The organism is Lentzea sp. NPDC051213, from assembly GCF_044455585.1.
Taxonomy (GTDB): domain Bacteria; phylum Actinomycetota; class Actinomycetes; order Mycobacteriales; family Pseudonocardiaceae; genus Lentzea.
The window spans coordinates 102,558-128,479 of sequence record NZ_JBITEX010000013.1; the positions used below are offsets into that span (position 1 = coordinate 102,558).

At 69.4% G+C, this 25,922-nt stretch carries 23 protein-coding genes and 1 pseudogene; 10 read left to right on the top strand and 14 right to left on the bottom strand.

Annotated elements, in window-relative coordinates; translation table 11 throughout:
* Positions 1-22 precede the first annotated feature (22 nt).
* From ACIA8G_RS41625 to ACIA8G_RS41635, 3 genes are all read right to left on the bottom strand, one after another.
* Positions 23-2,362 (bottom strand): chitinase C-terminal domain-containing protein, encoded by a 2,340-nt coding sequence (locus tag ACIA8G_RS41625; protein WP_396424333.1) that lies wholly within the window; start codon positions 2,360-2,362, stop codon positions 23-25.
* An 85-nt stretch (positions 2,363-2,447) separates the two neighbouring features.
* Entirely contained in the window at positions 2,448-3,116 is a 669-nt protein-coding gene (locus ACIA8G_RS41630) for a response regulator (RefSeq protein ID WP_396424334.1), read from the bottom strand.
* Positions 3,113-4,675, bottom strand: coding sequence for an ATP-binding protein (locus ACIA8G_RS41635; RefSeq protein WP_396424335.1), 1,563 nt, complete (start codon positions 4,673-4,675; stop codon positions 3,113-3,115). Before ACIA8G_RS41635 ends, ACIA8G_RS41630 begins: the two co-directional genes overlap by 4 nt.
* 142 nt (positions 4,676-4,817) lie before the next feature.
* Between ACIA8G_RS41635 and ACIA8G_RS41640 the strand changes: the two genes are divergently transcribed.
* The 3 genes from ACIA8G_RS41640 to ACIA8G_RS41650 are packed head-to-tail and all read left to right on the top strand — an operon-like array spanning position 4,818 to position 7,775.
* Positions 4,818-5,786: a Bug family tripartite tricarboxylate transporter substrate binding protein gene (locus ACIA8G_RS41640; RefSeq protein ID WP_396424336.1), complete on the top strand. Its 969-nt coding sequence runs from the start codon at positions 4,818-4,820 to the stop codon at positions 5,784-5,786.
* Complete coding sequence (locus tag ACIA8G_RS41645) at positions 5,783-6,286, top strand: tripartite tricarboxylate transporter TctB family protein (RefSeq protein WP_396424337.1); 504 nt, start codon at positions 5,783-5,785, stop codon at positions 6,284-6,286. The genes ACIA8G_RS41640 and ACIA8G_RS41645 overlap by 4 nt, the downstream gene beginning before the upstream one ends.
* Positions 6,279-7,775, top strand: a complete 1,497-nt coding sequence (locus ACIA8G_RS41650; RefSeq protein WP_396424338.1) for a tripartite tricarboxylate transporter permease — start codon at positions 6,279-6,281, stop codon at positions 7,773-7,775. Before ACIA8G_RS41645 ends, ACIA8G_RS41650 begins: the two co-directional genes overlap by 8 nt.
* Here the strand turns inward: ACIA8G_RS41650 and ACIA8G_RS41655 are convergent.
* Together ACIA8G_RS41655 and ACIA8G_RS41660 are read right to left on the bottom strand one after the other, a co-directional pair.
* Complete coding sequence (locus ACIA8G_RS41655) at positions 7,772-8,362, bottom strand: TetR/AcrR family transcriptional regulator (RefSeq protein WP_396424339.1); 591 nt, start codon at positions 8,360-8,362, stop codon at positions 7,772-7,774. The two genes, ACIA8G_RS41650 and ACIA8G_RS41655, sit on opposite strands and share 4 nt — an antisense overlap.
* Positions 8,363-8,372: 10 nt before the next feature.
* Positions 8,373-9,158 carry an SDR family NAD(P)-dependent oxidoreductase gene (locus ACIA8G_RS41660; RefSeq protein WP_396424340.1) on the bottom strand — a complete coding sequence of 262 codons (786 nt, stop codon included), beginning with the start codon at positions 9,156-9,158 and terminating at the stop codon, positions 8,373-8,375.
* Positions 9,159-9,255: 97 nt separating this feature from the next.
* On the opposite strand from ACIA8G_RS41660, the gene ACIA8G_RS41665 reads away from it, so the two are divergent.
* From ACIA8G_RS41665 to ACIA8G_RS41675, 3 genes are read left to right on the top strand one after another with little or no spacing between them, the layout of a single operon-like run.
* Complete coding sequence (locus ACIA8G_RS41665; protein ID WP_396424341.1) at positions 9,256-9,639, top strand: hypothetical protein; 384 nt, start codon at positions 9,256-9,258, stop codon at positions 9,637-9,639.
* A 9-nt stretch (positions 9,640-9,648) separates the two neighbouring features.
* Positions 9,649-10,020 (top strand): MerR family transcriptional regulator, encoded by a 372-nt coding sequence (locus ACIA8G_RS41670; protein WP_396424342.1) that lies wholly within the window; start codon positions 9,649-9,651, stop codon positions 10,018-10,020.
* Between the two features lie 57 nt (positions 10,021-10,077).
* Entirely contained in the window at positions 10,078-13,050 is a 2,973-nt protein-coding gene (locus ACIA8G_RS41675) for a BTAD domain-containing putative transcriptional regulator (RefSeq protein ID WP_396424343.1), read from the top strand.
* On the opposite strand, the gene ACIA8G_RS41680 is transcribed toward ACIA8G_RS41675, so the two are convergent.
* Both ACIA8G_RS41680 and ACIA8G_RS41685 read right to left on the bottom strand, forming a co-directional pair.
* The gene (locus ACIA8G_RS41680; protein ID WP_396424344.1) at positions 13,022-13,774 is read right to left on the bottom strand and encodes a hypothetical protein; all 753 of its coding nucleotides are present in this window, start codon (positions 13,772-13,774) and stop codon (positions 13,022-13,024) included. The genes ACIA8G_RS41675 and ACIA8G_RS41680 overlap by 29 nt on opposite strands.
* An 89-nt stretch (positions 13,775-13,863) precedes the next feature.
* The gene (locus tag ACIA8G_RS41685) at positions 13,864-14,667 is read right to left on the bottom strand and encodes a hypothetical protein (protein WP_396424345.1); all 804 of its coding nucleotides are present in this window, start codon (positions 14,665-14,667) and stop codon (positions 13,864-13,866) included.
* A 148-nt stretch (positions 14,668-14,815) separates the two neighbouring features.
* Here ACIA8G_RS41685 and ACIA8G_RS41690 point away from each other — a divergent pair, with 148 nt between their 5' ends.
* Complete coding sequence (locus ACIA8G_RS41690; protein ID WP_396424346.1) at positions 14,816-15,151, top strand: helix-turn-helix domain-containing protein; 336 nt, start codon at positions 14,816-14,818, stop codon at positions 15,149-15,151.
* Positions 15,152-15,159: 8 nt separating this feature from the next.
* Here the strand turns inward: ACIA8G_RS41690 and ACIA8G_RS41695 are convergent, their stop codons facing one another.
* Genes ACIA8G_RS41695 through ACIA8G_RS41715 form a run of 5 tightly spaced genes read right to left on the bottom strand, consistent with a single transcriptional unit; the run spans position 15,160 to position 18,909 of the window.
* Positions 15,160-15,750, bottom strand: coding sequence for a ClpP family protease (locus tag ACIA8G_RS41695; RefSeq protein WP_396424347.1), 591 nt, complete (start codon positions 15,748-15,750; stop codon positions 15,160-15,162).
* On the bottom strand, positions 15,747-16,361 hold the full coding sequence (locus tag ACIA8G_RS41700; protein ID WP_396424348.1) for a ClpP family protease: 615 nt from the start codon (positions 16,359-16,361) through the stop codon (positions 15,747-15,749). The genes ACIA8G_RS41695 and ACIA8G_RS41700 overlap by 4 nt, the downstream gene beginning before the upstream one ends.
* Positions 16,362-16,418: 57 nt before the next feature.
* On the bottom strand, positions 16,419-17,246 hold the full coding sequence (locus ACIA8G_RS41705) for an SMP-30/gluconolactonase/LRE family protein (protein WP_396424349.1): 828 nt from the start codon (positions 17,244-17,246) through the stop codon (positions 16,419-16,421).
* The gene (locus tag ACIA8G_RS41710) at positions 17,243-18,142 is read right to left on the bottom strand and encodes a sugar kinase (RefSeq protein WP_396424350.1); all 900 of its coding nucleotides are present in this window, start codon (positions 18,140-18,142) and stop codon (positions 17,243-17,245) included. The genes ACIA8G_RS41705 and ACIA8G_RS41710 overlap by 4 nt, the downstream gene beginning before the upstream one ends.
* Positions 18,139-18,909, bottom strand: a complete 771-nt coding sequence (locus ACIA8G_RS41715) for a hypothetical protein (RefSeq protein ID WP_396424351.1) — start codon at positions 18,907-18,909, stop codon at positions 18,139-18,141. Before ACIA8G_RS41715 ends, ACIA8G_RS41710 begins: the two co-directional genes overlap by 4 nt.
* Before the next feature lie 147 nt (positions 18,910-19,056).
* On the opposite strand from ACIA8G_RS41715, the gene ACIA8G_RS41720 reads away from it, so the two are divergent.
* The 3 genes and pseudogenes from ACIA8G_RS41720 to ACIA8G_RS41730 all read left to right on the top strand — a co-directional run bounded on the left by ACIA8G_RS41720 (position 19,057) and on the right by ACIA8G_RS41730 (position 21,902).
* Positions 19,057-20,229: a 4-hydroxybenzoate 3-monooxygenase gene (locus ACIA8G_RS41720; protein WP_396424352.1), complete on the top strand. Its 1,173-nt coding sequence runs from the start codon at positions 19,057-19,059 to the stop codon at positions 20,227-20,229.
* 963 nt (positions 20,230-21,192) lie between these two features.
* Positions 21,193-21,486: pseudogene (locus ACIA8G_RS41725) on the top strand (methyltransferase); the annotation flags it as partial.
* 89 nt (positions 21,487-21,575) lie between these two features.
* Positions 21,576-21,902 carry a methyltransferase gene (locus ACIA8G_RS41730; RefSeq protein WP_396424353.1) on the top strand — a complete coding sequence of 109 codons (327 nt, stop codon included), beginning with the start codon at positions 21,576-21,578 and terminating at the stop codon, positions 21,900-21,902.
* Between the two features lie 58 nt (positions 21,903-21,960).
* Here the strand turns inward: ACIA8G_RS41730 and ACIA8G_RS41735 are convergent, their stop codons facing one another.
* Positions 21,961-23,904, bottom strand: a complete 1,944-nt coding sequence (locus tag ACIA8G_RS41735) for a tachylectin-related carbohydrate-binding protein (RefSeq protein WP_396424354.1) — start codon at positions 23,902-23,904, stop codon at positions 21,961-21,963.
* 74 nt (positions 23,905-23,978) lie between these two features.
* Positions 23,979-25,922, bottom strand: a complete 1,944-nt coding sequence (locus tag ACIA8G_RS41740) for a hypothetical protein (protein ID WP_396424355.1) — start codon at positions 25,920-25,922, stop codon at positions 23,979-23,981.

Here is a 25,922-nt window from a genome sequence, read left to right on the forward strand (position 1 = left end):
GTGTTGCCGATTCGGCGGCAGATCAGATGCGTTCCCACAACGCCGGGACGTTCGGCGGTTCCCAGCCGGGCAACGAGGTGTGGCCCTGCCGGCACCGATATGTCGCACCTCCGTACGTCACCTGGGCGCCTGTCGCATAGGTGGTGTTCGGAGCCCACGCGGAGCCGCCCGGATTGGTCGTGGTCGTCGTTGTGGTTGTGGACGTGGTGGTTGAGGTGGTGGTCGTCGACGTCGGCGGGTTGCCGCCGCCGCGCGGCAGGTCGGCCGCGATGACGTAACTGGTGCCACCGAAGGTGAACGTGAAGTTCGACGGCGAGGCGATCGGCATGTAGTAGTTCAGCCGCACGTCGACGGACGCGTTCGGCGCGATGGTCTGCCAGCTCGGCAACGTGACGACGACGTGCTGGAAGTCGCCACGCAGACCGCCGACGTTGGGACCGCTGTGGCCTCGGGTGGCGACGGCGAGCCCGAAACCGGACTGGTCGGTCATGCTGCCCGGCGCGCTGGTGCCGTAGTCGAACTCGACGCGGGTGCCACCGGGGATCGTCGTGGTGGAGTTGTTGGTGATCCGCATCGTCGGGTTGATCGGGTAGTTGTTGTCGCCCAAGGCGAAGCCGGAGACGCTCACGTTGACGTTCAGCACGGACGAAGGCATGGTCCGGCCGGCCTTCGAGTTCCCGTAAGGTGCCGCGCCGCGCAGGCCGTCGTTGATCTTCGTGAGCAGCGTGTCACCGATGTAGTACTGCGATTTGGCGCTGTCGAAGGCGTAGTCGCCGGCCAGCTCCCAGATCATGATGCCGCCGAGGCCCTTGCTGGACACGTAACTCGCCTTGGCCGCGATCGACACGTCGTCCTCAGTGGACAGGAACACGCCCTTGGAACTGTTCCACAGCCACGGTGTCACCATCGTGCTGTTGTAGTTGCGGGCGTAGGTGCCGGTGAGCCGGTCGTCCGGGTCGTTCACCGGGTCGAGGCCGTACTTGGTGAGGTAGTCCGGCGTGATGCCGTTCTGCAGGTTCATGGCGTGCCACATGGGGTTCACGCCCGACGGCACCTCCATGCCGTTGAGCTCGTCGTGCCAGAGGTTGTCGATGCCGATGGCTCCGTTGCCGCAGGGCACCGTCGACCCCACGGTGCCGCCCGTGCCCGGCGGGCACTGCGCCTGGTTGGGCAGGGCGGCGCGGCCCCACAACCCGTTCGTGCCACCGGTGACGCCACGCCAGCCGCGGGTGTAGAAGCCGACGCCGATGTTGATCCGGCCGGCCTGCATCGCGCCGCGGAAGTAGTGGTAGGCCCAGTCGGTGTTGAGGTAGCCCTGCCCGTCGTACTGCGGTGTCGTGTACACCTGCCAGTGCGCCAGCTCGGCGTCCTGACCGTTGTCGTACAACGCGGCGTTCGGGCCCACGAAGTGGTTCCACGCGCCGTGCAGGTCGTAGCTCATGACGTTGAGGTAGTCGAGGTACCGCGTGACGCCGTAGGTCTCCTGGCCGCGCAACAACCAGCCCGACGCGGGCACGGCGGCGGTCAGCAGGTAGTGCTTGCCATCGGCGACCCCGGCGCGGTCGAGCTTGTCGCGCAACGTTCGCATCAGGTTCTCGTAGCCCGCCCACAACGTGCCGCGGTTGGCGTTGGAGATCCAGAAGTCGTCCGGGTTGCCGGCGTAGTTGTTCGACGTCGCGTACTCGTAGTCGATGTCCGCGCCGTTGAAACCGTACTGGCGCAAGAAGGCCACGACCGAGTCGGCGAACGTGTTGATCGCCGCCTGCGACTGGGCGAGCTTGTAGAAGCCGCCCGTGGCGTTGCGCGTGCCGTCGGGGTTGAGCAGGCCGCCCGACTCCGCCCAGCCGCCGACCGAGATCAGCGTCTTCACGTTCGGGTTCTGCTTCTTGTACTTGGTCAGCAGGTTGAAGTGACCCTTGTAGGACAGCGCCGGGTCCATCTCCGCGCCGGGCACACCGGGCCACTCCATGCCGGTCGAGGCGTTGTTCGCGCCCGCGGGGCCGACCGAGATCCGGTTGTCCGTGCCGATGTGCGCGAAGGCGTAGTTGAGGTGGGTGACCTTGTTCCACGGGATGTTGCTCGCGAGGTACGCGGGGGCGCCGTTCTTACCGGTGCGCCAGCTGGTGAAGTACCCGATCACCCGGCGGGAGCGGTTGGGGCCCATCAGTTCGCGGCCGGCGGTGTCGTAGACGGTGCAGTACGGGGTGTCGACGCCGGGCGTCCGGTAGAGGCCGTCCGGGCGGCAGTCCTCGTGGCCCGCGGCCAACGACGACGTCGGGCCGACCAGCGACACGACCACGAGCCCGGCGACGGTGACCAGCGCGGCCAACAGTGGAAGGAGCTTTCTGGAGAACCTGCGCATGCCGAACCTCCAGTGCAGGGAGGCGGCCTGTGCACCCCAGTCTGGAACCGGGAAAGTTCCCGGTCAAGTTGAGGTATAGACCAATTCAGGTCAGGCGGTACCCGTGCGCCGGCCGGTTCGCCATGCCGTACCGCGGCTGCACCTCGGCCTTCCCCATCGTCACCAGGTGTTCCAGGTAGCGCCGCGCGCTGACCCGCGACATCCCGGCCCGCTCGCCGACCTCCTGCGCCGAAAGATCGGCGTCGCTGTCCTTCAACGCGTCGGTCACCAGCCGCAGCGTCAACGCCGAGAGTCCCTTGGGCAGCATCGCCCGCGGCCGGTGGTGCATCAGCTGGTCGACCTCGTCCTGGTCCAGCATCTGGCCCAGCCGCTGCACCTCGGTCCGCTGCGCCAGGTACTGCCGCATCCGGTCCAGGAACGCCGTGCGGGTGAACGGTTTGACGAGGTAGCTGTCCACGCCCCGCGACATCGCCTGCCGCACGGTCTCCCGTTCCCGCGCGGCCGTGACCGCGATGACGTCGACCGGCGGCCCGTTGCGGACCCGCAGCCTGGCCAGCACTTCGAGCCCGGACATGTCGGGCAGGTGGATGTCCAGCAGCACCAGGTCGGGCCGCAACGCCTCCACCGCCCGCAACGCCTCGCCGCCGCGGTGGGCCTCGCCGACGACCTCGAACTCGGGCATCAGCTCCAGGAACCCGCGGTGGATCGCGGCCACGGCGAAGTCGTCGTCGACCACGAGCGTCCGGATGCTCATCGGTTCCCCGTTTCCGGCAGCCACACGTCGAACGACGCGCCGCCCAGCTCCGAGTCGGTGATCGCCACCCGGCCGCTGCGCCGGGTCACCACCCTCGACACCAATGCGAGTCCAATCCCCCGGCCGTGCGCGCCCTCGACGTCCTTCGAGCTCACGCCGAGGTCGAAGATGCGGCCTCGTTGCGACTCCGCCACGCCCGGTCCGTCGTCGTCCACGACCATCCGCACCCCGTGGTCCGACGCACGGACCAGCACGCGCACGATGCCGCCCATCTCCACCGCGTCCACGGCGTTGTCCACGAGATTGCCCAGCACGGTCAACGCGTCGTCGCCCGCGCGAATGTCCACCGCGCTGTCCGGGTCGAGCCTGAGTTCGATGCCGCGCTCGTGCGCGGTCGACGACTTGGCCAGCAGCAACGCGGCCAGTGCCGGGTCCGCGTTGGCGCCGTCGATGATGTCCGCGGTGATCGAGCCGGCGCCGCCGACGCGTTCGATGTAGGTGACGGCGTCGGCGCGCCGGTCCAGATCCAGCAGGCCACCTATGACGTGCAGGTGGTTGGAGAACTCGTGGGCCTGCGCACGCAGCACCTCTGTCACGGTGCGTTGGCCGTCGAGTTCGCGCAACGCGTCGTGCAACTCGGTGCGGTCACGCAAGGTCAGCACGACGCCGACGGCACGGCCGTGCGTCTTGGCCGTCATCCGGTTCGCCACCAGAACCCGTTCTCCCGCAAGGACAAGCCGGTCCGCCACGTCGTCGACGGAGCGCGCCAAGTCCAGCAGGCCGTCGTCGAGCACGTCCGCCGCACGCAGGCCGCTCGGATCAGCGGTGAGTCCGAGCAGACGCATCGCCTCGTCGTTGACCAGCGCCAGCTTCTCCTGATCGTCCACCGCCACCACACCTTCGCGGATGCCGTGCAGCATCGCGTCCCTGGTCTCCAGCAGCTGCGCGATCTCGGCGGGTTCGAGCCGGAACGTCCTGCGGCGCACCAGTTGCGTGACCAGTGCCGCACCGAGCACGCCGACCAGCGCGGCGGCGGCCAGCCAGACGATCAGCTCGGGCAGGTCCTCCGCCAGGTCGGCGGACAGCTGGCTCTCCAGGATGCCGACCGACGCCATGCCGATGATCCGCCCGTCGGCGGCCCGCACGGGCACCTTGGCGCGCAACGAAGTGCCGAGCGTGCCGGTCTCGGTACCGACGAACACCTCACCCGACAGCGCGGTGCTCGGATCGGTGGAGACGCGTTCACCGATGCGCTTCGGGTCGGGATGGGCGTAGCGAACGCCCTGACGGTCGGTGACGACGACGTACGTGACGCTGGATGCCTTGCGGAGCAGTTCCGCCAACGGCTGGATGGTCGCGGCCGGGTCCGGGGAGTCGAACGCCGCCACGACCGTCGGCAGTTTCGCCACGCTTTCCGCCACGGACAGCATCCGGTCCTTGTAGGCCTCCCGGATGCGGTCGCTCTGCAGTTTGGCCGCGAGCAGGCCGGCGGTGCAGGTGGTCATCAGCACGATGACGACCTGCAGCACCAGCAGAGAGACCCCGAGGCGGCGGAACATGGGAGGCATTCTCACCCAATCCGTGTGAACTGGGTCACGAACAAAACGACCAATAGTTCCTTTACGACCGATGCTCGGTTTCTCACCCCTGCGCTACCTACCGTTCCCGCCCAACGTCGGCAACGAGGCTGAGGAGTGCTCGATGGGTGCAGGCTGGAGACGCGCGGTGGCCATCACCGCGGTCGGACTGGTGCTCGCGGGGTGTGGCCAGGGCGCGAAGAGCGCGGACGGCGCGATCGGCAAGCTGGAGATCATGGCCCCCGCCGACCCCGGCGGCGGCTGGGACCAGACGGCACGGGCCATGCAGACGGCGGTGTCCGGCGCGAAGCTGGCCGGGTCCGTGCAGGTCAGCAACGTCGGCGGCGCGGGAGGCACGGTCGGGCTGCAGAAGCTCGCGAACGAGCGCTCCGAGGCGTACCTGATGATCACCGGCCTGGTCATGGTCGGCGCGGTCGAGACCAACGCGTCGAAGACGCGGCTCGAGGACACGACGCCGATCGCCCGGCTGACCGCCGAGGACGAGGTCGTCGTGGTCCCCGCGGACTCCCCGCACAAGACGATCGAGGACCTGCTCAACGCCGTCGCCGAGAAGGGCAAGGGCGTGTCGATCACCGGCGGGTCCGCGGGCGGCACCGACCACATCCTCGCCGGGCTGCTGCTCAAGGCGAAGAACATCGAGCCCGGCAAGCTGAACTACGTGCCCTACTCCGGCGGCGGTGAGTCGCTGGCCGCGCTGCTGGGCAAGAAGGTCGACGCGGGCATCTCCGGCATCGGCGAGTACAAGGAGCAGATCAAGGCGGGCAAGCTGCGCGCGCTGGGTACGTCCGGGCCCAACCCGCACGCCGACCTGAACGCGCCGACGTTCAAGGACCTCGGCGTGGAGCTGATCAACTGGCGCGGCGTGGTGGCACCCGGCTCCATCTCGGCCGAGGCCAAGAACCGGCTGACCAAGCTGGTCACCGACATGCACGCGAGCCAGACGTGGAAGGAGGAGCTCGCCAAGAAGGGCTGGACGGACACGTTCCTCACCGGCAACGAGTTCTCCACGTTCATGTTCAAGGAGATCGGCCGCGTCAAGCCGGCACTGCAGGACATCGGGCTCGTCAAGTGATCTCAGAAAAGGTCTCCGCGAAGGCCGAGGAGTACGGGTTCGGTGGTCTGGTCACGGCGATCGGGGTCTTCACCCTCGTCGACGCGACCACGATCGCCGCACCCGGCGGCGACACCGTAGGGCCGCGCGCTTTTCCTTGTGCCGTAGGGGTTCTGCTGGTCGTGACCGGGGTGGCGGCGATCATCGCCACCGCGCGCGGCAAGCTCGGCCAGGCCGAGGAGGGCGAGGACGTCGACGAGGGCGTCCGCACCGACTGGGTGACCGTGGGCAAGCTGGTCGCCGTGCTGATCGCGCACCTCGCGCTGATCGACGTCGTCGGGTGGCCGGTCGCGGCGGCGCTGCTGTTCTTCGGGGCGGCGTGGTCGCTGGGCGCGGTCTGGTGGCGTGCCTTGCCGATCGCCGTGGTGCTGGCGCTCGTCGTGCAGGTGGTGTTCGCCTCCGGGCTCGGCCTGTCGCTGCCCGCCGGGATCTTCGAGGGGGTGCCGTTCCTCGATGGGTAGCCTCACCGCGCTGCTGGAGGGTTTCGCGACCGCCGCGCAGCCCGAGTACCTGCTGTACGCCTTGCTCGGCGTCACGCTCGGCACCGCCGTCGGCGTGCTGCCGGGCATCGGACCGGCGATGACGGTGGCGTTGCTGCTGCCGTTGACCTACACGCTGGAACCGACCGCGGCGCTGATCATCTTCGCCGGTATCTACTACGGCGGCATGTACGGCGGGTCGACGACGTCGATCCTGCTGAACACCCCCGGAGAGTCCGCGTCCATCGTGACTGCCTTGGAAGGCAACAAGATGGCGCGCGCCGGACGTGGCGCGGCGGCACTCGCCACCGCGGCGATCGGGTCGTTCGTCGCGGGCACGATCGCCACGGTGTGGCTGACGTTGCTGGCGCCGACGATCGCGGACTTCGCCGTGATGCTGGGTCCGGCCGACTACGTGGCACTGATGGTCGTGGCGTTCACGACCGTGGCGGCACTGCTCGGGTCGTCACCGATGCGCGGGCTGGCGTCGTTGGGACTCGGGCTGTTCATCGGCCTGGTCGGCACCGACACGCTGTCCGGGCAGCAGCGGTTCACCCTCGGGGTGTCGACGCTGGCCGACGGGATCGACGTGGTCGTGGTGGCGGTCGGCGTGTTCGCGGTCGGCGAGGCGCTGTACGTGGCGTCACGGCTGCGGCACGGGCCTATCGAGGTCGTGCCGGTCGGCGGAAAGTGGTTCGACCGCGAGTTCTGGTCGCGGTCGTGGAAACCGTGGCTGCGCGGGACTTTCATCGGGTTCCCGATCGGCACCGTGCCGGCCGGAGGCGCGGACGTGTCGACGTTTCTGTCCTACGCGGCGGAGAAGAAGCTCTCGAAACGGCCCGAGGAGTTCGGCAGGGGCGCGATCGAGGGCGTGGCGGGCCCGGAGGCGGCGAACAACGCTGCCGCGGCGGGCGTTCTGGTGCCGTTGCTGACGCTGGGCCTGCCGACGACCGCGACGGCGGCCGTGATCGTGGCGGCGTTCCAGAGCTACGGCATCCAGCCAGGACCGTTGCTGTTCACCAACAACTCGGCGATGGTCTGGGCGTTGATCGCGTCGCTGTACATCGGCAACGTGATGCTGCTCGTGCTGAACCTGCCGTTGGTGAAGATCTGGGTGAAGGTGCTGCAGATCCCCCGGCCGTACCTGTACGCGGGCATCCTGCTGTTCGCGGCGCTCGGCACCTACGCGGTGAACTTCGTGGTGGACGACCTGATCGTGCTGCTGCTGATCGGTGTGGCCGGCTTCTTCATGCGGCGGCACGGTTATCCGGTCGCGCCGCTGGTGGTCGGCCTGATCCTCGGGCCGATGGCGGAGGAGCAGGTGCGGCGCACGTTGCAGATCAGCGAAGGTTCGCCGGCGGCACTGGTGACGAGCCCGTTCGCGGCCGTCGCCTACACCGTGCTCCTGGTGTTGCTGGTGCTGGCGGCGGTGGTGCGGTTGCGCCGCAAGAAGGCGGAGGTGACGGTCTAACCCCGCACGGCGGCAAGTGCTAGTTCGTAGAGCTCGAACGGATCAGCCTTGCCGCCGTGACGAACCCACAGTTCGGACGCGGTGTCGATGCACGCGAACACCGTCGCGATGACGCCCATCGCACGCGGATCCGGGATCTCGCCCGGCTCGATGCCCATCCTCTGCTCGATGACGGGAACGAGCGCCCGCTGCCACTTCAGCCGCTTCTCGGAGTACCTCGCGCGCAACGACGGCGTGGCGAAGATCAGCGTGGAGATCTCCAGCACCCGTTGCGGGGAGTGGTGGGCGGCGGTGAGGATGGTGGTGAACCCGGCCCGCAACGCGTCCCAGGTGGACACTTCGGGAGGCTGGGCCGCGACCGTCTCGACCAGCAGGTCGCCCAGGGCGTCCTGCTCACCGCAGACGAGGTCCTCCTTGGTGCCGAAGTACCGGAACAACGAGCGCTGCGAGACGCCGGCCCGCGTGGCAACCTGCGCCATCGTCGTGGCTTCGTACCCCTGCTCCGCGAACAGCGCCAGGGCCGTGTCGACGATCTCCGCGACCACGGCCTGGCGCGACCGGTCCCACAGCGTCGCCGACTTCTCCATGAACCCCACTCTATCGACGGGTCACCATGCGCCCGATGACCCTCGCGTTGAGCGCGCGGGTGGCGAAGTGGCGCGAGGCGAACGCCATCAACCGGTTCGTCCGGCCCGAGATGACACCGGGCGGCGTGATCCGGCGGTCCAGTGCGCGCAACGCGGTCGCGACCACCTCGGCGGCGGTCTGCATCCGCAGGCCTCCCGTCATGTCCTCGCTGCCGGCGACCTCGAAGAACTCGGTGCGCGTCGCGCCGGGTGACAGCACCATGACGCGCAGACCCGTGCCGCGCGACTCGACCCACAACCCCTCGGTGAAGCTCACCACGAACGCCTTCGTCGCGCCGTAGACCGACATCCAGGGGCTCGCCTGGTAAGCGGCCATGCTCGCCACGTTCACGAGGAAGCCGTCACCGTTGGCGCGCAACGACTCGATGAACGCCCGGCTGATCTCGACGACGGCGTTGACGTCGACCGCGACCTCTTGCTGCAGCCGCTCGGGCTCCTCCTCGTGGAACGGCCCGAAGTTCCCGAACCCGGCGTTGTTGATCACGCTGGTGACGCCGGTGACCTCCGCCGCCAGACGCGCCCCGATGCCCGGCTGAGCGAGGTCCGCGGCCACGACGTCGACCGTGACGCCGTGCGCCGCGCGCAGCTCTTCGGCCAGTTCCTCCAGCCGGTCCTTGCGCCGCGCGACCAGCACGAGGTCCGAACCCCGCGCCGCGAGCTGCCTGGCGAACTCCGCGCCGATGCCCGCGCTCGCCCCGGTGACCAGCACCTTCTGCTTTCCGAAGTCAACACCCATGTCGTCACCGTACGCCTGCCTGGCAGTCACTGCCAACTTGGCAATTTGCGCCACCCCCTTGACCTTGCACCAAGGTGCAGGGTTCAGGGTGGGCGGCATGATGATCGAGACTTCGAAGCAGTCGGCCGTGGCGCGCTGGGGCCGGGCAGGTGCGGCGTACGACCTGGTGGCGAGCATCGCGTTCCTCACGCCGTGGACGGCGGGCTGGATGCTGGACCTGATCGGCTCATCCGTCTCAGGTACGCCGTCGTTGATGCTGGCAACCCTGTTCGGCACCGTGGTGGTGATGTGGTCGATCGTGCGGTGGCTGCGCCCGGAGCCGTTGCTCATCGCCGCCGACACCGCGGGCCGGGCGGCGTTCAGCCTCTGGTTCACGTGGGCGTTGCTGAACGACGGGACGCCGGCCCTGATCGGGTTCCTGGCGCTGGAGGTGGCCTGGGCTGTTGTGCAACTGCGGGCACTGATCCTGGACCGCAGGTAGTTTCTGGTGGTGCGCATCTCCGAACTCGCCCGGTCCGCCGGGGTCGGCATCAGCACGGTGCGGTTCTACGAACGCCGTGGGCTGGTGGTGCCCACGGCACGAACCCACGGCGGCTACCGCGAGTACGACGCCGAGGCGTTGAAACGACTGCGGTTCATCCGGCGGGCTCAACTGCTCGGCTTCACCCTCGCCGAGGTCGAGCAGATCCTGGTGCTGTCGTCGGCACCGCTCGACCTGGCCTCGGTGGACGGTGTGATCGCGGAGAAGGTCGCCGAGATCGAGGACCGCGTGCGTGATCTCGAACGGGTGCGGCTGGCGTTGCTCGATCTCGCCCAGAACGGTCCACAAGTGCCGTGTCCTGTGGTCGGTGCCTTGAGCTGAACTGCGCGGTGTAACGCAAAGTGCGGAACCACGATCTTGGGGCGTGGGAGGACACCAGTGATCCGGCGCCCCCGTCTCGAGGGGCTGCTCCGCACGACGAGACTCACCACGCTCGTCGCGCCCGCCGGTTACGGCAAAACAACTCTGCTGACACAAGCGGACATCGACCGTCCGGTCGTGTGGCACACCTGCCAGGAAGGTCAACGGCTGTTGCAGCCGATGGCCAACGCCTTGGCAGCCAACTGGACCAGCGTTCCGGCGGTGTCCGGTGAGGACGAGTCCGGCCGGGCTCACGCCATCGCCGGACTCCTGGCCGACGCGTGGCCGGAAGACGTGCTGGTCGTACTGGACGACATACATGTGCTGAGACAGGGAGATTCGGCCGCACAGCTGCTGGAGGCGCTCTGCCTCCAGCTGCCGCCGTCCGCGCGACTCGTGCTGTCCGGCCGCACGCCACCGCCGTTCTCGTTGCGGCGACTCAAGGTTGACGGGGAGCTGACTGAGATCAACGCGGCTGCACTGGCCTTCACCGCCGAGGAGACCACCGAGGTCGCCGGTCGTGATGTGCACGACGTCACCGGCGGATGGCCGATCGCCGTGCGGCTGGTCGCCGAGACGGGCACGGTCGAGGAACTCGCCGACCTCGTGGACGAAGTCGTTGGCAGAGAACCGGAACAGACGCGTCAGCTGCTCAGGGCGGCCGCGGCGTTCGATCGATTCACGGCCGATCTGCTGACATCACTCGGGCACGCCTCGGCGGCGGCCATTCTGCCCGACCTCGCGCGGCGCGGGCTGTTCGTCGAGCACGTCCGGGCGGAACCGGGCTGGTTCGCGCTCGTGCCGCTGGCACGGGAGTTCCTGGAGCCGGCGGCCGACGTCCACACTGGCGCGGCACGCTGGTTCACCGAACGGGGTGAGTACGTGCGCGCGGTGGATTCCCTTGCCGCGCTGGAGGATTGGCCCGGCGTCACGGCGTTGCTCGGCGACGTGCTGCGGACCAAGGGTGCGGACGCCGTGCTCGCGGCGACGCAGCGGGTGCCGGAGGATCGGCGCACGGCCGAGGTGTGGCAGCTCGAAGGGATCGCGCACCAGCTGCGTGGTGAGTGGCGGCTGGCGGCGGACCGCTTCACTCAGGCCACGACGGACGGACTGACCGCGGAGCTCGCGTGGCGCATGGCGTGGATCCAGCACCTGCGCGGCGGTCCGCAGGACGCGTTGAAGATCTGCGACGAGTACGTGGCGACCGGCGACGACCCGACGGCGGAGTCGATGCTGGCGAGCACGGCCGCCAGCGCGCACTGGGCGTTGGGGAACCTCGAAGCCGCCGAGCGGAAGGCGACCGAGGCGCTCGCCACGGCGACCACGGACTGCGCGATCGGCACTGCGCACACCGTGCTCGCGATGGTCGCTGCGGCACAAGGAAAGCGCGACGAGCTGACCGAGCACTACGACATCGCGCTCGACCACGCGCAGAAGGCCGGCGACGTGCTCGGCGTCATCCGCATCCGGTCGAACCGGGCGTCGCACCACGTCGAGGCGGGCGAGCACCGCACGGCGTTGCAGGAGATCGAGGAGATGCTGCCGCTGGCGGACATCACCGGTTTCGCGACGTACCGGGCGATCGGCCTGCACAACCGCGGCGAGGCGTTGCTCGGGCTCGGCAGGTTGGACGAGGCGGCAGCCGACTTCCACGCGGCCCAGAAGGTCTTCGACCAGGCCGGGAGCTGGCTCGCCGCGGCACCGCTCGTCTACCTCGGCGAGGTGCACCGGCTCCGAGGCGATCGGGCGCTCGCGGGATTCGCGCTGCACGAGGCTTTGCGGCTCGCGTCGGCCAAGAACACCGTGCCACACCTGATCCTCGCGCACGTGGGGCTGGCCGAGCTGTTCTCCGACGACGACCCCGATCTGGCCCGCGAGCACGCCCGCAAGGCGTTGGATCTGGGTGAGAGCGTGGCGGCGCTGCTTGTGCTGGGATGGCTCGACCACGACAAGGACATGTGCCAGGAGGCGGCGGAGATCGCGACCCGGCGCGGTGACCGGGCCGGGTTCGCGCGGTCGTTGCGGCTGCGGGGAGTTCTGGAACGCGACTCGGTGCTGCTCGACCAGGCGCTGACGTTGTGGCGCGAGATCGGCAACCCGCTCGGCGAGATCCGGGTGCGCACGGCGCAGGCGATGCTGATCGGTGGCGCCGCGGGTGAGCAACTCGCCGGTGAGGCACGGCAGCAGGCCGCGGATCTCGGTGCGCGGGTGCACGCGGAGGCCGCCGCGGCGGTGGCCGAGACGTGCCGCAAGGAGAGCAGGCCGGCGTTGTTCATCCAGACGCTGGGCGGGTTCCGGGTGCTGCGCGACGGTGATCCGCTGCCGCCCGCCGCGTGGCAGTCGCGCAAGGCCAGGGATCTGGTGAAGATCCTCATCGCCCGGCGCGGACGGCCGATCACCCGGGAGGGGCTGGGAAACCTGCTCTGGCCGGACGAGGAGCCGGAACGGGTCGCGAACCGGCTGGCGGTGGCGTTGTCCACGGCGCGCAGCGTGCTGAAGGCGGGCACCGGGATCATCGCCGAAGGTGACGCGATCCGGCTCGACCCGGAGGTGCTGCCGGTCGACGTCGTCGCGTTCCTCGCCGACGCACGGGCCGGACTCGCTGCGGCGCAACGGAACTCGTCCGAGGCGCAGTCCCTTCTCGCGGCCGCCGAGTCGGCCTACCACGGCGACTTCCTGGAGGAGGACCCGTACGAGGACTGGGCGGGACGGCTGCGCGAGGAAGCACGGTTGATCTACCTGCAGGTGGTGGCGGTGCTCGCCGCACGGGCCGAGTCCGGTGGGGAGTTCGCGCTGGCGAGCAGGTACTGCCTGCGCGTACTGGAACGCGACCCGTACGACGAGCCTGCGCACCTGATGCTGGTGCGCGTCCTCGCCGCCGGAGGTAGTCACGGCGAGGCTCGGAGGTGTTACCAGACCTACGTCACGCGGATGCGGGAGATCGAGGTCGACCCGCGTCCTTTTATTGGGAACACACGACGTAGGGCGTGATCGACCAGCGGATGGCCTGCCCCTGAGCGTCCGTCGCCTCACCGGTGACGGACGCGCCGGCGCCGACCGGCTGCACGTCGTCGATGATCGCGCCGCCGACCGCACCGCCGGCGCTGACGACCTGCTCGCCGCCCTGACAGGCAACGGCTTTCGTGCCGGTCTTGGTCATCATGATCGACGTCGTACCGCCGCGGACCACCAACCCGGGCCTGGTGCCGCAGATCGCGTAGGCCGTCACGTCCGCGTTGCCGGACGTCTCGACCACGCCGCCCTTGAGGTTGGTCTTGGGCGACATCCTGGTGAAGTGCCCGCCGTCGGCACCGGCGATCTCCCCCGCGACACCGAGCGACTTCTGGGTGTCGGGGCAGGTCGCCTCGGCGTTCCTGGTGCCGCTCTTGGCGACCAGGGTGAACTCGCCGGCCGCACAGCGCGCCCACACGCTCACCGTCCACGGCAACACGGTCCCCGCACCGTGCTCGACCGCGGCGACCTCCACGGACGACAGATCCCCGCTGGGCCGCACCCGCGTGATCGTCGTCCGCTCACCGGTCACCGAACCGCCGGTGCCGACGACCTTGGTGCCACTCGGGCAGTTGACCGTCACGGCCTTGGCCGACACCGACGTCGAGGCGCTGGTGGCGTCCACCTGCACCACGTCGTCGTCCGCGGCCGCGTTCGCGGTGCCCTGGCTGGTCAAGCTCAGCACGAGCAGAGCCGTGCTCATCACCTTCACGTCCATCCCCCTTCGGGTCCGCGGGCCTGGTCAGCCCGCGGACCCGAAGGATGCCGCGCTCGCTTAAAGCGGTCTTAAGGTCAGGGGCAGCTGACCAGGACGTCGCCGTCCTCCGCGTCGAGGCACGTGTCCACACCGAGGCCGCCGTTGAGCGTGTCGTTGCCGGCCGCGCCCCAGATGAGGTCGTTGCCGTTGAGCGCCGAGATGCTGTTGGCCGACGCGTTGCCGACCAGGTGGTCGACGAAGTTGGTGCCGGTCAGGTTCTCCACGTCGCTCGAGACGTAGTCCTTCAGCGCCAGCGTGTCGTAGCCGTCGTCGGTGCCGGAGCTCATGGTCACCGAGACACCCGAGTTCGGGTGCAGCGAGCTGCCGACGCTGTAGTCGACGCGGTCGATGCCGGGGCCGCCGTACACCGACACGCCGCCGCGCTTCGGCCGCAGCTGGTCGACGCCGTCGCCGCCGCTGATCGAGCCCTTGGCGCGGGTCTCGATCACGTCGTTGCCGGCCTCGCCGTACGCGTAGGCGGGCATCGCGTCGGCGTTGGTGTTGTCGTAGGCGATGTTGATCCGGTCGTTGAGGTCGTTCGCCCTGACCTGGATCGACGTGATCAGCTTCGTGGCGCCGGACTCGTAGACGCAGTTGGCGTTCGCGCCGCCGAGCGTGCAGCCGGCACCGACGGCCAGCAGGTCACCGGAGTCGGTGACGGTGAGCCGGTGGTTCACCGTGTCGAGCCCGACGGTGATGTTGTTCGTCTTGCCTGCCTCGGCCTCGACGATGAGCACATGGCCCGACACGTACACCGTGGTGTGCGGTGCGGCGTGCGCGACGGCCGGCATGGCGACCGCGGCGAGGGTGGCGGCGCCCAGACCGATGAGCATTCTCATTGCTGATTCTCCCCTTGGGTTGGTGTTGCCTTGCGGGGAACAGCCTGCTCAGCGGTCTTTCCGCCACCTTTGGGCCGATTTAGGGCCGTCTTTCTGCTCCTAGCAGAACGGCCTCTGGCCTGGGCGTCGCCGATGTCACCATGACGAGATGGCGGAGATCCTGGACTTCAACCGCAACCGCGCACCCGAGCCGTTGTGGCGTGAGGTGCTGGGCTGGAAGCTGCGCGAGGCCAGAGAGGCCAGGGGTGAGCGCCTGGTCGACATCGCCGAGCGGGCCGGCATCTCGGTGCAGTACCTGTCCGAGATCGAACGCGGCCGCAAGGAGCCGTCGAGCGAGATGATCGCCGCGGTCACCGGTGCGCTGGGCGTCGACCTGGCCGACCTGCTGATCGGCATCGCCGGCCAGGTTCGCCACTTCCACACCGCACGTCCCACGGGCAGGCCGTCGGGTCCCGTGGCCATGGCCTCGCTCATGATCGCTTAGGACACGGCCTAAGGACGCTGGTCGAGCACCTGGTCGGCCAGCCCGTACTCGACGGCACCGGACGCGTCGAACACGCGATCCCGGTCGGTGTCGTGGCGCAGTTCCGCCGTGCCCCGGCCGGTGTGCTTGGCGAGGATCTCCTCCAGCTGGGTGCGCACCCGCACCACCTCGTCCGCCGCGAGGATGAGGTCCGGGATGGTGCCACGCCCCTGCGCCGCCGGTTGGTGCAGCACGACCCTGCTGTGGGGCAGCACCGAACGCCGTCCCTCCGCACCTGCCGCCAGCAACACCGCACCGGCGGCCACGGCCTGGCCGACGCACGTCGTCGCCACCGGCGCCTTGATGTAGGTCATGGTGTCGTAGAGCGCGAGCATCGCGGACGGGTCTCCGCCCTCGCAGTTGATGTAGAGGTTGATCTCCAGGTCCGGGTTGTCCGCCTCCAGGTGGAACAGCTGGGCGATCAACGCGTTGGCGACCCCGGAGTCGATCCCGGTGCCGAGGTAGACGATCCGCTCGGACAGCAGGTGCGAGTAGACGTCCATGATCCGCTCGCCACGCGCGTCCCGCGTGATGACGTTGGGAATGGTGTAGGCGCTCATGCGACGGCTCCTGAGTGCAGACCCAGCTTGTGCGTGCGCACGGGCACGACCTGGCCGAGATCGCTGACGACGTGGTCGATGAACCCGTACTCGAGCGCCTGACCGGTGGTGAACCAGCGGTCGTGCAGCGAGTCGGTGAAGATCCGGTCGAACGGCTGCCCGGTGTCCTCCGCGATGAGCCCGAGCACGGTGTCCCTGGTGTGCCGCAGGTCGTCCGCCTGCACCTCCACCTCGACCGCGGAGCCGCCGATGCCGGCCGAACCCTGGTGCATCAGGATGCGCGCGTGCGGCAGGGCGAACCGCTTTCCCTTGGTGCCCGCGGAAAGCAGGAACTGCCCCGCGCTGCACGCCAGTCCCAGCGCGAGCGTCGCCACGTCGCACGGCACGAGCCGCATCACGTCGCGAATGGCCAGCATCGCGGGCACCGAGCCGCCCGGCGAGTGGATCCACAACGCGATGTCCTGCCGTGGATCGTCGCTCGCCAGCGACAGCATCTGGGTGGCGAGCACCGTGCCGTTGTCGTCGTCGAGCGCGCCGTCGAGGATCAGCACTCGCTGACCGAAGAACCGCTCCCTCAGCCCAGGGCTGAACAGCCTCTCGTTGTTCGTCATGCCACCGACGATGCCTATCGGCCAGCTGTGTCCGCCGCTTTCTCTGCTGAGGGCAGATCAGCTGTCAGCAGGCACGTAAGCGTTCGCGGGCCGGCCGGGGATGTCGACATCGGTGGCGAACAACGCGCCGTCGTGCAACGTCGGGCGGCGCAGGCCGTACTTGGCGGTGGTGATGAACAGCCGGTTCAGATCCGGACCGCCGAGGCAGACGCTGGTGGGTTGCTGGGCGGGCAGGCGGATCTCGCGGTCGAGCCGGCCGTCCGGGCGGTAGCGGCGCACGATCGAGCCGCCCCAGAACGCGATCCACACGTTGCCGGCCACGTCGGTGGTCATCCCGTCCGGCGTGTGGTGCGGGGTGTGCACGAAGACGCGGCGCCCGCCGAGCTCGCCGTCGTAGACGTCGAACCGGTGCACGACACCGCGGGCGCTGTCCGCGAGGTACATCAGCCTGCCGTCGGCGGAGAACGCCGGGCCGTTCGGGATCGTCAGTCCTTTGAGGACGGGTGAGGGCGAGCCGATGCGGTGCAGCGCCCCGGTTCCGGGCTCCGTGTCGTACGCCATCGTCGTCACCCAGAACCGGCCGCCGGGGTCGGCCACGGCGTCGTTCACCCGCATGCCCTCGCCTGCGAAGGTTTCGTCCTGGGCACCACCAAGAATGCCCGCGCCTGTCCCCATCGCGGCCATCAGCCGGTCGCTGCCCTGGACGGGTGCGACGGCACCGACGGGCACCGGCAGCTTCGCGAGTTCCTGGAACGGCCCGGGCACGGCGCCACCGGTAGCCAGCACGCGGCCCGCGAGCAGGTCGACCACGACGAGCCGGTCGCCGATCCAGCGGGCGCCTTCGCCCAGTTCGAGCTGCTCGAAGTTCCACTGCGTCAATGTCATCGGATGGTGCTCCCTGGTTGCAGGTCCAGCAGGTCGAGGTCGGTTCTGGTGGGCAGGCCCTGCCAGTCGCCGGGGGTCGCGACGGCGAACGCCGCGACGGTGGTGCCGCGCCGCAGCCGGCCGGCCGGATCGAGGGCGTCGAGCAGGCCGGAGAGGTAGCCCGCGACGAACGCGTCGCCCGCACCGGTCGTGTCGACGGCGGTGACCACGTGTGCGGGCGCGGACCACTCGCTGCCGTCGACTCTCACGGTGGCGCCGTCCGAGCCGTGTTTGACGACCACCTCAGGTACCTGGTGGTCGCCCGCGATCGGCAGTTCGTCGTCGGACGCGATCAGCACGTCCACCTGCTTGAGCAGTGGCCGGATGACCTCGCCCGCCTGTTCCGCGGACCACAGCTTGGCGCGGAAGTTGATGTCGAAGCTCACCGTGCTGCCCGCTTCGCGGCCGAGGCGGATCGCCTCGGTGACGGCGTCCAGCGCGGTCTCGCTCAACGCGCACGTGATGCCGGTGACGTGCACGATCTTCGGCACGCTCACGTCGAACGCCCGTCGCACGTCCTCTGTGGACAGTTGTGAGCCGGCGGATCCGCTGCGGTAGTAGAGAACTCGGGTGATGTCCGCGGTGCGTGGTTCGAAGAGGATCAGGCCCGTCGCGGCCGGCGTGGTGCGCGCGCTGAGGTCCACCTGCTCTGCGAGGAGCGTCCGCCGGACGAGCGAGCCGATCTCGTCCACTCCCGTGACGCCGGCCCACCGCACCGCGTGCCCCAGCCGGGCGAGGCCGATGGCGACGTTGGACTCGGCACCGGCGACGGTGAGCTCCGCCGCACCACCGAGCCGGAACGGACCGGCGACGCGGAACGCCCCCATCGTCTCGCCCAGCGTCAGCACGTCGGTCATGCCGTTCCTCCCGCGATCCTCATCCGCCACCGGACGGTTCCTCCAGCGGGCACGACCGCGACAGGACGCGTGGTGTCCGCGCGGTCGAAGGTGGCGCCGAGCATCGGTTCGACACCGACGCTGCGGTACGGATCGCCCTCCGGCCACCCGCGCAGGTTGCGCCACAACGCGATCGACACCGGCTGGCCCGCGCACTCGACGCTCAGGTCGAGCCAGTGATCTCCGTCCACCACCCGGATCTGCCCGCGGTCGAGCACCGCGCCGCCCGCCGTGCCGTCGTCCGGGCCGAGCGCGTCCAGCCCCGCAGGCCACTCCCGCAGCACCGGCTCCGGATCGGTGAGCAGCACGGGTGTGCCGGGCGGAGCGACGAGCCGCGCGTCCTGGCCGACGTCGAGAAGCGCGTGCGCCGCCCACACGAAGCGGTAGCCGGGCTCGGCGGTCAGCTCGTAGTCCACGAGAACAGCGCCGTCGTCCTCGCCGATCCGCCGGCGAAACACGAAGTCCGGGCACTGCACCGCCCACCAGCCGGAGTCTTCGTGCCACGGCCTGCTCCACACATCACCGTGGTCCGGCGTGCCGCGCACGGTCGGTACGCACTCTTCCAGCCCACCGGCATCCACGAACGGAACGCCCGCCGACACGTGCGCCCGAGCCGGGTCAGCGCGGTGCCACAGCCACTCCCGGCCTCCGGCACGCAGCGAGGTCCAGCGCCCGCCGAGGGAGTGGTCCGCCTCGACGTGCAGCGGCACAGCCCTTGTGACCTGCACGTTTCATCCTCACGTGATCAATTAATCGTTAATTACTAATTTATCTTGCCACGTTCGAACGTCAAGGCCAATCCTTCTGGGTGATTGATCTCGTCAGGGAGCACGCCAGCTGGACGACATCCGTCCCCCGCCTGTTAGCTCTCGACCATGATCAAAAACGCTGCCGTCCTCGTCGTGGGCGCGGGCCCGGCGGGCTTAGTTCTGGCAAACCTGTTGCAGGAAGCCGGAATCAGCACCGTCGTCCTGGAGCGCGGCAGCCGCGAGCACGTCCAGACCAGGGCCAGGGCCGGTTTCCTGGGCGCGCACAGCGCCAAGGTGCTGACCGAGCACGGCCTCGGCGCCGGCATGCTCCACAACGGACAGTCGCACGGCACGTGCGCGTTCCGGTACGGGGACAGCCAGTTCGAGCTCGACTACTCGACGCTGGGCCGCAGCGAGGTGCACACGGTCTACCCGCAGCAGAACCTGGTCACCGACCTCATCGCCGCGTACCTGGAACGTGGCGGCGACCTGCGGTTCGGTGCCACCGTCACCGGCATCGGCACCGCTTCGGCGACCGTGCGCTACCAGGACTCGACCGGGACCGGCGAGGTCAGCGGGCGGTTCATCGCCGGGTGCGACGGCAGCAACGGCGTGACGCGCACGGCGCTGCCGGCCGGCCTGGTGACCCGCTGCGGCCGCGACCACGGCATTGCCTGGCTGGCGGTCCTCGCGGAGGCGCCGCAGAGCATGTCGGCCGTCACCTATGCCGTGCACCGCAACGGTTTCGCCGGGCACATGGCGCGCAGCCCGCACGTGACGCGCTACTACCTCCAGGTCCCGGCGAACGACGACCCCGCCGGCTGGCAGGACGACCGCATCTGGTCCGAACTGGCCCTGCGCATGCGTGCCGATACGTTCGGCCAGCTGAAGGAGGGACGCATCACCGAGCGGCGGATCGTCCGGCTGCGGTCCGACGTCGTCGATCCGATGCAGCACGAACGCCTGTTCCTCGCGGGTGACGCGGCCAGCCTGATCAGCCCGTCCGCCGCGAAGGGCGCCAACCTCGCGATCCTGCAGGCGGAAGTCCTCGCCCGCGCGTTCACCGACGCACTCGTCCGCGACGACGAGAGCGCTCTCAACGCGTACTCCCGCACGTGCCTGCCGCGCATCTGGCGTGCGCAGGAGTTCTCCCACTGGATGATCAACCTGCTGCACGGCCCCTCCGGCACCGGCCAGGAAGCGGACTTCCACCGCGCACTGCACCGCACCCGGCTGGACAACCTGCGCGACTGCCGCGCTCAACAAGATCTCTTCGCCGAACACTACGTCGGCATCTGACCAACTGGAGTGGCAATGACCGCAACGATCGTCCCCGTGCTCGCCCGGGAGGACGTTGCCCGTCTCACCGCGGTGATGGCGCTCATCGGCGCCAACGACACCGAATCCGTGCTGGCGACCGCACTTCCGTCGCTGGACGGCACCCACCTCACCGCACTGGCCGGCCACACCTGCTTCTCGCACGCCGCGGTCCTCATCTTCCCGAGCACGTTCGACGCGTTGCGGGAGGAACTCGCGCACCACGGCGTCGAAACCGGTGCGATGACACCGAGTGTGGTCGTGCGGAACCGGTTGAGCGTCCGCTACGGCGTGCCCTCCGACGCGCTGGACGTCCGCATCCTGCGCGCACCGGTCACCGACCTCTCCGGCCGGGCGTGCGAGGTGGAGATCTTCGCCATGGCCACTCCCCCGGAGCTCGCCCACATCGCCGACGACGAACGCCGGCACGGCCGGGAGAACCACATCGCCCTGGCCGTGCCGGACGCCGACCCGATCGTCCTCAATGGACTACGCACCGCACTGGCCACCGACATGCGCCCGGACGGCGGCGGCTACAACAGCCACGAGAACGCCACGGTGCTCTACTTCCGCGACGCCCACCACCACCTGCCGGAGTTCCACCGCCTCGAGTTGATCTGCGCGGGCCGGTTCACTGGACTGCTCGCCCAGCACCAGCGCGAGTCGGCAGCGGGCACCCACCTCCTGCGGCTCATGACCGGTGCCTGGGCCACGCAGGCCATCGCCACCGCCGCCGAACTGCACCTGGCGGACCACCTCGCGACCACGCCCGACCTGCCGGGCCTCGCCGCCGCCACCGGAGCCGACCAGGACAGCCTCGGCAGGCTCCTGCGCTACCTGGCCACCCTCGGCCTGGTCCGCACCACGGCCACCGGCCACGTGCTGACCGAGCTGGGCGAACTCCTGCGCTCGGACGTCGACGGCTCCCTGCGCCCCCTGGCCCTGATGTACGGCGGCCCGTTCTACCAGTCGTTCGCCGCGCTCCCCGCCGCCGTTCGCACCGGCGAGGAGTCGTACCGGAAGGTCTTCGGCGCGCACCACTTCGACCACATGGCCGCCAACCCGGATCTGGCCTCGCTCTTCCACCAGTCCATGGCCGCGAGCAACTCCGTGTTCACCGAACTGGTCCGCGTCATCGACTTCTCGGCGGCCCGCACCGTCGTGGACATCGCCGGCGGCAAGGGCGAACTGCTCGCCCGCATCCTGACGGCCAACCCCGCCCTGCACGGCATCCTGCTGGAACGCCCCCACGCCCGGCCGTGGCCGAGTCCACGCTGGCCCCGCTCGCCGCCCGCTGCACCCTGGTTCCCGGCGACTTCACCCAGGCCGTGCCCGCGGTCGGCGACTTCTACGTCCTGTCCCGCGTCCTGCACGACTGGGACGACGAGCAGTGCCGCGCCATCCTCACCACCTGCGCCGCCGCGATGCCGGCCCACGCCGAACTGCTGGTGGTGGAACGGCTTCTGCCGGAGGAGCCCACCACCGACTCGCTGGCCGTGCCGTGGGACGTCCACATGCTCTGCAACGTGGGCGGTCGTGAAAGGACCGAGTCCCACTACCGCACCCTGCTGGAGGACGCGGGTTTTGAGCTGACCGCCACCACCGCCTTGCCTTTGGACGCCTACGTCCTGCGCGCTCGAAAGCGTTCTGTCTGAGCTCGAACGAGCAGCGCCCCGGCACCGTCGAGGTGCCGGGGCGTTGTCACACCTCGAATCAGCCGAGCTTGCCGCCGGTGAACTGCAGCGGCGCCGCCGGATCAGGGGTCACCGACGCGGTCCACAGGTGGTGGGCGTTGTTGGAGTCCATCGCGGCGAGCGCGACATCTCCCGACCGCGTCAGGCCGAGGCCCGGCTCCACGTAGAAGGTGTGCGGGTACCCCTCCGGCGTGACCCTCTTCCACGGGAGGAATTCGCGGCCTCCCACGACCGACGAAGTCGACACCACCAACTGGTTGGAGTCGACGAGCGCCGACACGGCCACAGAGCCGTTCGGCAGCAACTGGGCGTCGATCGGTTCGTACACGGCGCCTGTCGGCATTCCGCCGCCGACGGGCTCCCAGGTCTCCTCGAACCCCGACCGGTCGGCCTTCTCGCGGAGCAGGCCGATCTGGTTCTTCCCGTCCGCGTGGAAGTAGCCGACGGCGAGGATGCCGTCCTGTCCGTCGCCGGTCAGCACGACCTGGGTCGTGTTGCTGTTCAGCCTGCCCTTGTGCACGGGGGCGGTGCCCGGCGAGTGCCGGAACCACTCCTTCAGGCCCGTGGTGGAGAGGACGATCGTCGTCTCGTCGCCGCGGCTGATCACCGACGGCGTGGCGAAGTATCCCGTGCGCGGGTCACCGAAGGGGCGCCACGCGAGGAACTCGCCGCTGGTCAGCTGCTGGCGGAAGTAGGCCCTGCCACGCCGTTCCGGACCGTTGTTCTTGTCACCCGTGGCGTACACGACGTGGGTGCCGTCGGACCTGCGCACGACGGCCGGCGTGAACTCCATCCCACCCTTGAGGGACTGCGCCTGCCACTGGCCGTCCCGCAGGGTGATGAGCTTGACGTCGCCCGTCTCGAACTCGGTCACGCCGACGACCGCGGTACCGGCGTCGTCGTCGAGTGCCGGAGAGGAGACACCGCTGTACCTGCCTCCGACGACGCGGCTCGTCCAGCCGGACTCGGTCGAGTAGGTGTCGATGACCTCGTTGCCGGAGTTGATGTCCACCAGGTGCGTGCCACCCGACGCGGGCGTGATGACCCTGGGCGCGACGGCGTTGTCGTCGCTGACGTGCGGGTAGGCAGGTGTCCTGAGGCCGGACACCGAGCAGTCGTTCGTGGTCGCCGTGATGTCGACGTCGGTACCCCAGCCGGTGCCGATCACGTTGCCACCGCTGGTCTGCCAGGCGCCGTTGTCGACGTACTCGTCGTACCGGTTCCACAGCAGCTGCCCGGTGTCGGGTCGCACCGCGTAGTAGACGTCACCACCCGCGGAGAACAGCCTGGTCTGGCCCTGCCACGTGGTCGACGGGAGCATGTCGTGGGCCACGAACCGCTCGGTGGCGCGGTGGTAGCGGAACCGGTGCAACGTGCCGGCGCTGTCCCGCGCCTGCAGGCCACCGTTGCCGCTCGCGGCGATCACGTCGAACCGGCTCCAGCCGGTGTCGAGCACGCGGCCGCTGCCCGGCGCCCACTGGCGCGTGTCCTGCTCGTAGTGCCACCAGCGCAGCTGGTCACCCTCGAGCGTGTAGAACGACCCGTCGGCGTCCACCGTGATCTTGCTGCGGTTCGCCGACTCGACGTACTTCTGCCAGCCCCACCCGAAGGTCTCGTACTGGCCGCCGCCGGGGAACGTGTCCCAGCCGCTGCCGTTGTACCGCAGTCGCCGCAGCTCACCACCGGTGGTGATGTTGAACAGCCAGCCGTTCGGGCCGGCGAACGTCTTACCGCCCCAGCCCCAGCCGACCTGCTTGGCGGCTCCCCAGCTGAACGAGCCGTTGGCCGGGCCCGCGTGCGGGTAGACCCACAGGTCGCCGTCCGCCTGCATCGTGAAGATGTTCGCGGCCGGTTTGCACGTCGTATCCGCCGCGGCGGCGGTGCTCGCGACGACGGTCACGGCGGTGACGGTCGTCGCGAGCGTGGCCGCGGCGAGGCAGAGCGATCTCAGTCTTCTGTTCACAGTGGAGCCCCCAGGTCTGACCGGACTGTCGGGACCAGCATACGAAGCCGGTCTGACAATCCCGCATCAGTCCTTCAGGCCACCTGCCTGCCGTTGAACGACAGCGGGGTGGCCGGGTCCTGCGGGACCGAGGCGCCGAACAGGTAGTACGAGCCACCGCTCGTGACCGCCGCCACGGACAGGATCCCGACGTCGATCCGCATGCTGGTCGGCTCGGTGAACTCGACGCCGAGGCCCTCGGCGCTCACCTGCTGCCACGGGTGGAACTCGGCGCTGTCCGCCGCGCCCTTCGACGTGGTCACGTAGACCTCGCCGCCGTTGGCCGTCAGCGACACGGCGAGCGCCCCGTTCGGCAGCACCATCGCGTCGAGCTGCCTGCTCTCCGAGTCGGGCGTGCCTGGCAGGTCCGGCAGGAAGCTCTCGGTGTCCTCGAAACGGCTGCGGTCGGCCAGCTCGTGGATCACGAAGGCACCGAGACCGGCACCTTCACCGAACCGCGGGCCGACGTCGACGACCATGAGACGACCCTGCGCGGTCTGAACGAGCTTCGGCTTCGTACCCACGAAGTGCGGCAGCTGGCTGATCTCACGCGGCACCCCATCGGCCTGGGTGCGGAACACCACGTTCGTGTTGTCGGTCCGCCGTCCGACGATCGTCACCTGGTCGCCTCGGCTGATGACGCTCGGTGTGCCGACGAAAAGCCCGCGCCCGAACTGCTTCCACGGCAGGAAGTCGCCGTTCGGCAACTGCTCGCGGTAGTGGAGGTGGCCCTCTCCCGAACCGTGGTCGCCCATCGCGTAGGCGACCAGCGTGCCGTCCGGCCGCCGGACCAACGCGGGAGCCGTCCTCATCGCACCCTTCAGCGACTGGAAGCCCTGCCACTGGCCGTTGGCGCCCAGCGTGTTCACCTCGACGTCACCCGTCACGAACCGGGTGGTGCCGAAGGTCTCGGTCCCGGCGGAAGGGCCGGGCACCACGTTCGAGATGCCGCTGAACTCACCGCTGAACGGGTGGAAGACCCAGTGGCCGAGCCCGCTGTCGCGCAGGTCGGTGAGCCTGTTGTCCGGCGTCACCCGCACCAGGTGCGCGGCGCCGCTCGGGCTCACGTACGCGATCGGCATGTCGCCCTGGTCCTCGACCACGGGGTTGCGCGGCAGCCAGTAGTCGTCCTGCCTGCAGTCGTTCGTTGTCGCCGTGATGTCGATGTCAGTGCCCCAGCCGTGGCCGACCTCCCGGCCCACGGTGATCTTCCAGCCGTCGTCCGAGTTCTCCGAGTAGCTGTTCCACATCAGCTCACCGCTGTTGGGCCGCACGGTGTAGAACACGTCGCCACCGGCGGAGAACAGCTTGGTGCTCGCCTGCCAGGTGAACCTGTGCTCGGTCTCGTAGCGGACAAAGCGCTCGCTCACGCGGTCGTAACGGAAGTGGTGCAGCACGTAGGTGCTGTCGCTCGCCTTGAGACCGCCCTGGCCACTGGCGGCGATCATCCTGAACTGGCCCCAGCCGGTGTCGAGCACGCGCCCGCTGCCGGGCTCCCACGCCCGCATCCCGTGGTTGTAGTTCCACCAGCGCAGCTGGTCGCCTTCGAGCGTGTAGAACGACCCGTCCGCGTCGACCGTGATCTTGCCGCGGTTCGCGGACTCGACGAACTTCTGCCAGCCCCAGCCGATGGTCTCGTACTGGCCGCCGCCCGGCTGGGTGTCCCAGCCGCTGCCGTTGTAGCGCAGCCGACGCAGCTCGCCACCCGTGGTGATGTTGAACAGCCAGCCGTTCGGACCCGCGAACGTCTTGCCGCCCCAGCCCCAGCCGACCTGCTTGGCGCCGGCCCAGCTGAACGAGCCGCCGGCCGGATCCCCGTGCTGGTAGAGCCACAGGTCGCCATCCGCCTGCATGGTGAAGATGTTCGCGACGGGACCGCACTGCGCGGCGGCCGCGGTGCCCGCGCCGACAGTCACCGCGGTGGCCACGCTCGCCGCCAGCGCGGCGGTCAGGACGAGCGGTCTCAACTTCTTCTTCAT

Coding starts and splice junctions, on each gene's coding strand:
- ACIA8G_RS41710 (WP_396424350.1), bottom strand. CDS start 18,142: ATGACCGACGTGCTGACGCTGGGCGAGACGATGGGGGCGTTCCGCGTC.
- ACIA8G_RS41685 (WP_396424345.1), bottom strand. CDS start 14,667: ATGAGAATGCTCATCGGTCTGGGCGCCGCCACCCTCGCCGCGGTCGCC.
- ACIA8G_RS41635 (WP_396424335.1), bottom strand. CDS start 4,675: ATGTTCCGCCGCCTCGGGGTCTCTCTGCTGGTGCTGCAGGTCGTCATC.
- ACIA8G_RS41680 (WP_396424344.1), bottom strand. CDS start 13,774: ATGAGCACGGCTCTGCTCGTGCTGAGCTTGACCAGCCAGGGCACCGCG.
- ACIA8G_RS41740 (WP_396424355.1), bottom strand. CDS start 25,922: ATGAAGAAGAAGTTGAGACCGCTCGTCCTGACCGCCGCGCTGGCGGCG.
- ACIA8G_RS41690 (WP_396424346.1), top strand. CDS start 14,816: ATGGCGGAGATCCTGGACTTCAACCGCAACCGCGCACCCGAGCCGTTG.
- ACIA8G_RS41720 (WP_396424352.1), top strand. CDS start 19,057: ATGATCAAAAACGCTGCCGTCCTCGTCGTGGGCGCGGGCCCGGCGGGC.
- ACIA8G_RS41660 (WP_396424340.1), bottom strand. CDS start 9,158: ATGGGTGTTGACTTCGGAAAGCAGAAGGTGCTGGTCACCGGGGCGAGC.
- ACIA8G_RS41705 (WP_396424349.1), bottom strand. CDS start 17,246: ATGACATTGACGCAGTGGAACTTCGAGCAGCTCGAACTGGGCGAAGGC.
- ACIA8G_RS41655 (WP_396424339.1), bottom strand. CDS start 8,362: ATGGAGAAGTCGGCGACGCTGTGGGACCGGTCGCGCCAGGCCGTGGTC.
- ACIA8G_RS41695 (WP_396424347.1), bottom strand. CDS start 15,750: ATGAGCGCCTACACCATTCCCAACGTCATCACGCGGGACGCGCGTGGC.
- ACIA8G_RS41665 (WP_396424341.1), top strand. CDS start 9,256: ATGATGATCGAGACTTCGAAGCAGTCGGCCGTGGCGCGCTGGGGCCGG.
- ACIA8G_RS41640 (WP_396424336.1), top strand. CDS start 4,818: ATGGGTGCAGGCTGGAGACGCGCGGTGGCCATCACCGCGGTCGGACTG.
- ACIA8G_RS41630 (WP_396424334.1), bottom strand. CDS start 3,116: ATGAGCATCCGGACGCTCGTGGTCGACGACGACTTCGCCGTGGCCGCG.
- ACIA8G_RS41625 (WP_396424333.1), bottom strand. CDS start 2,362: ATGCGCAGGTTCTCCAGAAAGCTCCTTCCACTGTTGGCCGCGCTGGTC.
- ACIA8G_RS41650 (WP_396424338.1), top strand. CDS start 6,279: ATGGGTAGCCTCACCGCGCTGCTGGAGGGTTTCGCGACCGCCGCGCAG.
- ACIA8G_RS41700 (WP_396424348.1), bottom strand. CDS start 16,361: ATGACGAACAACGAGAGGCTGTTCAGCCCTGGGCTGAGGGAGCGGTTC.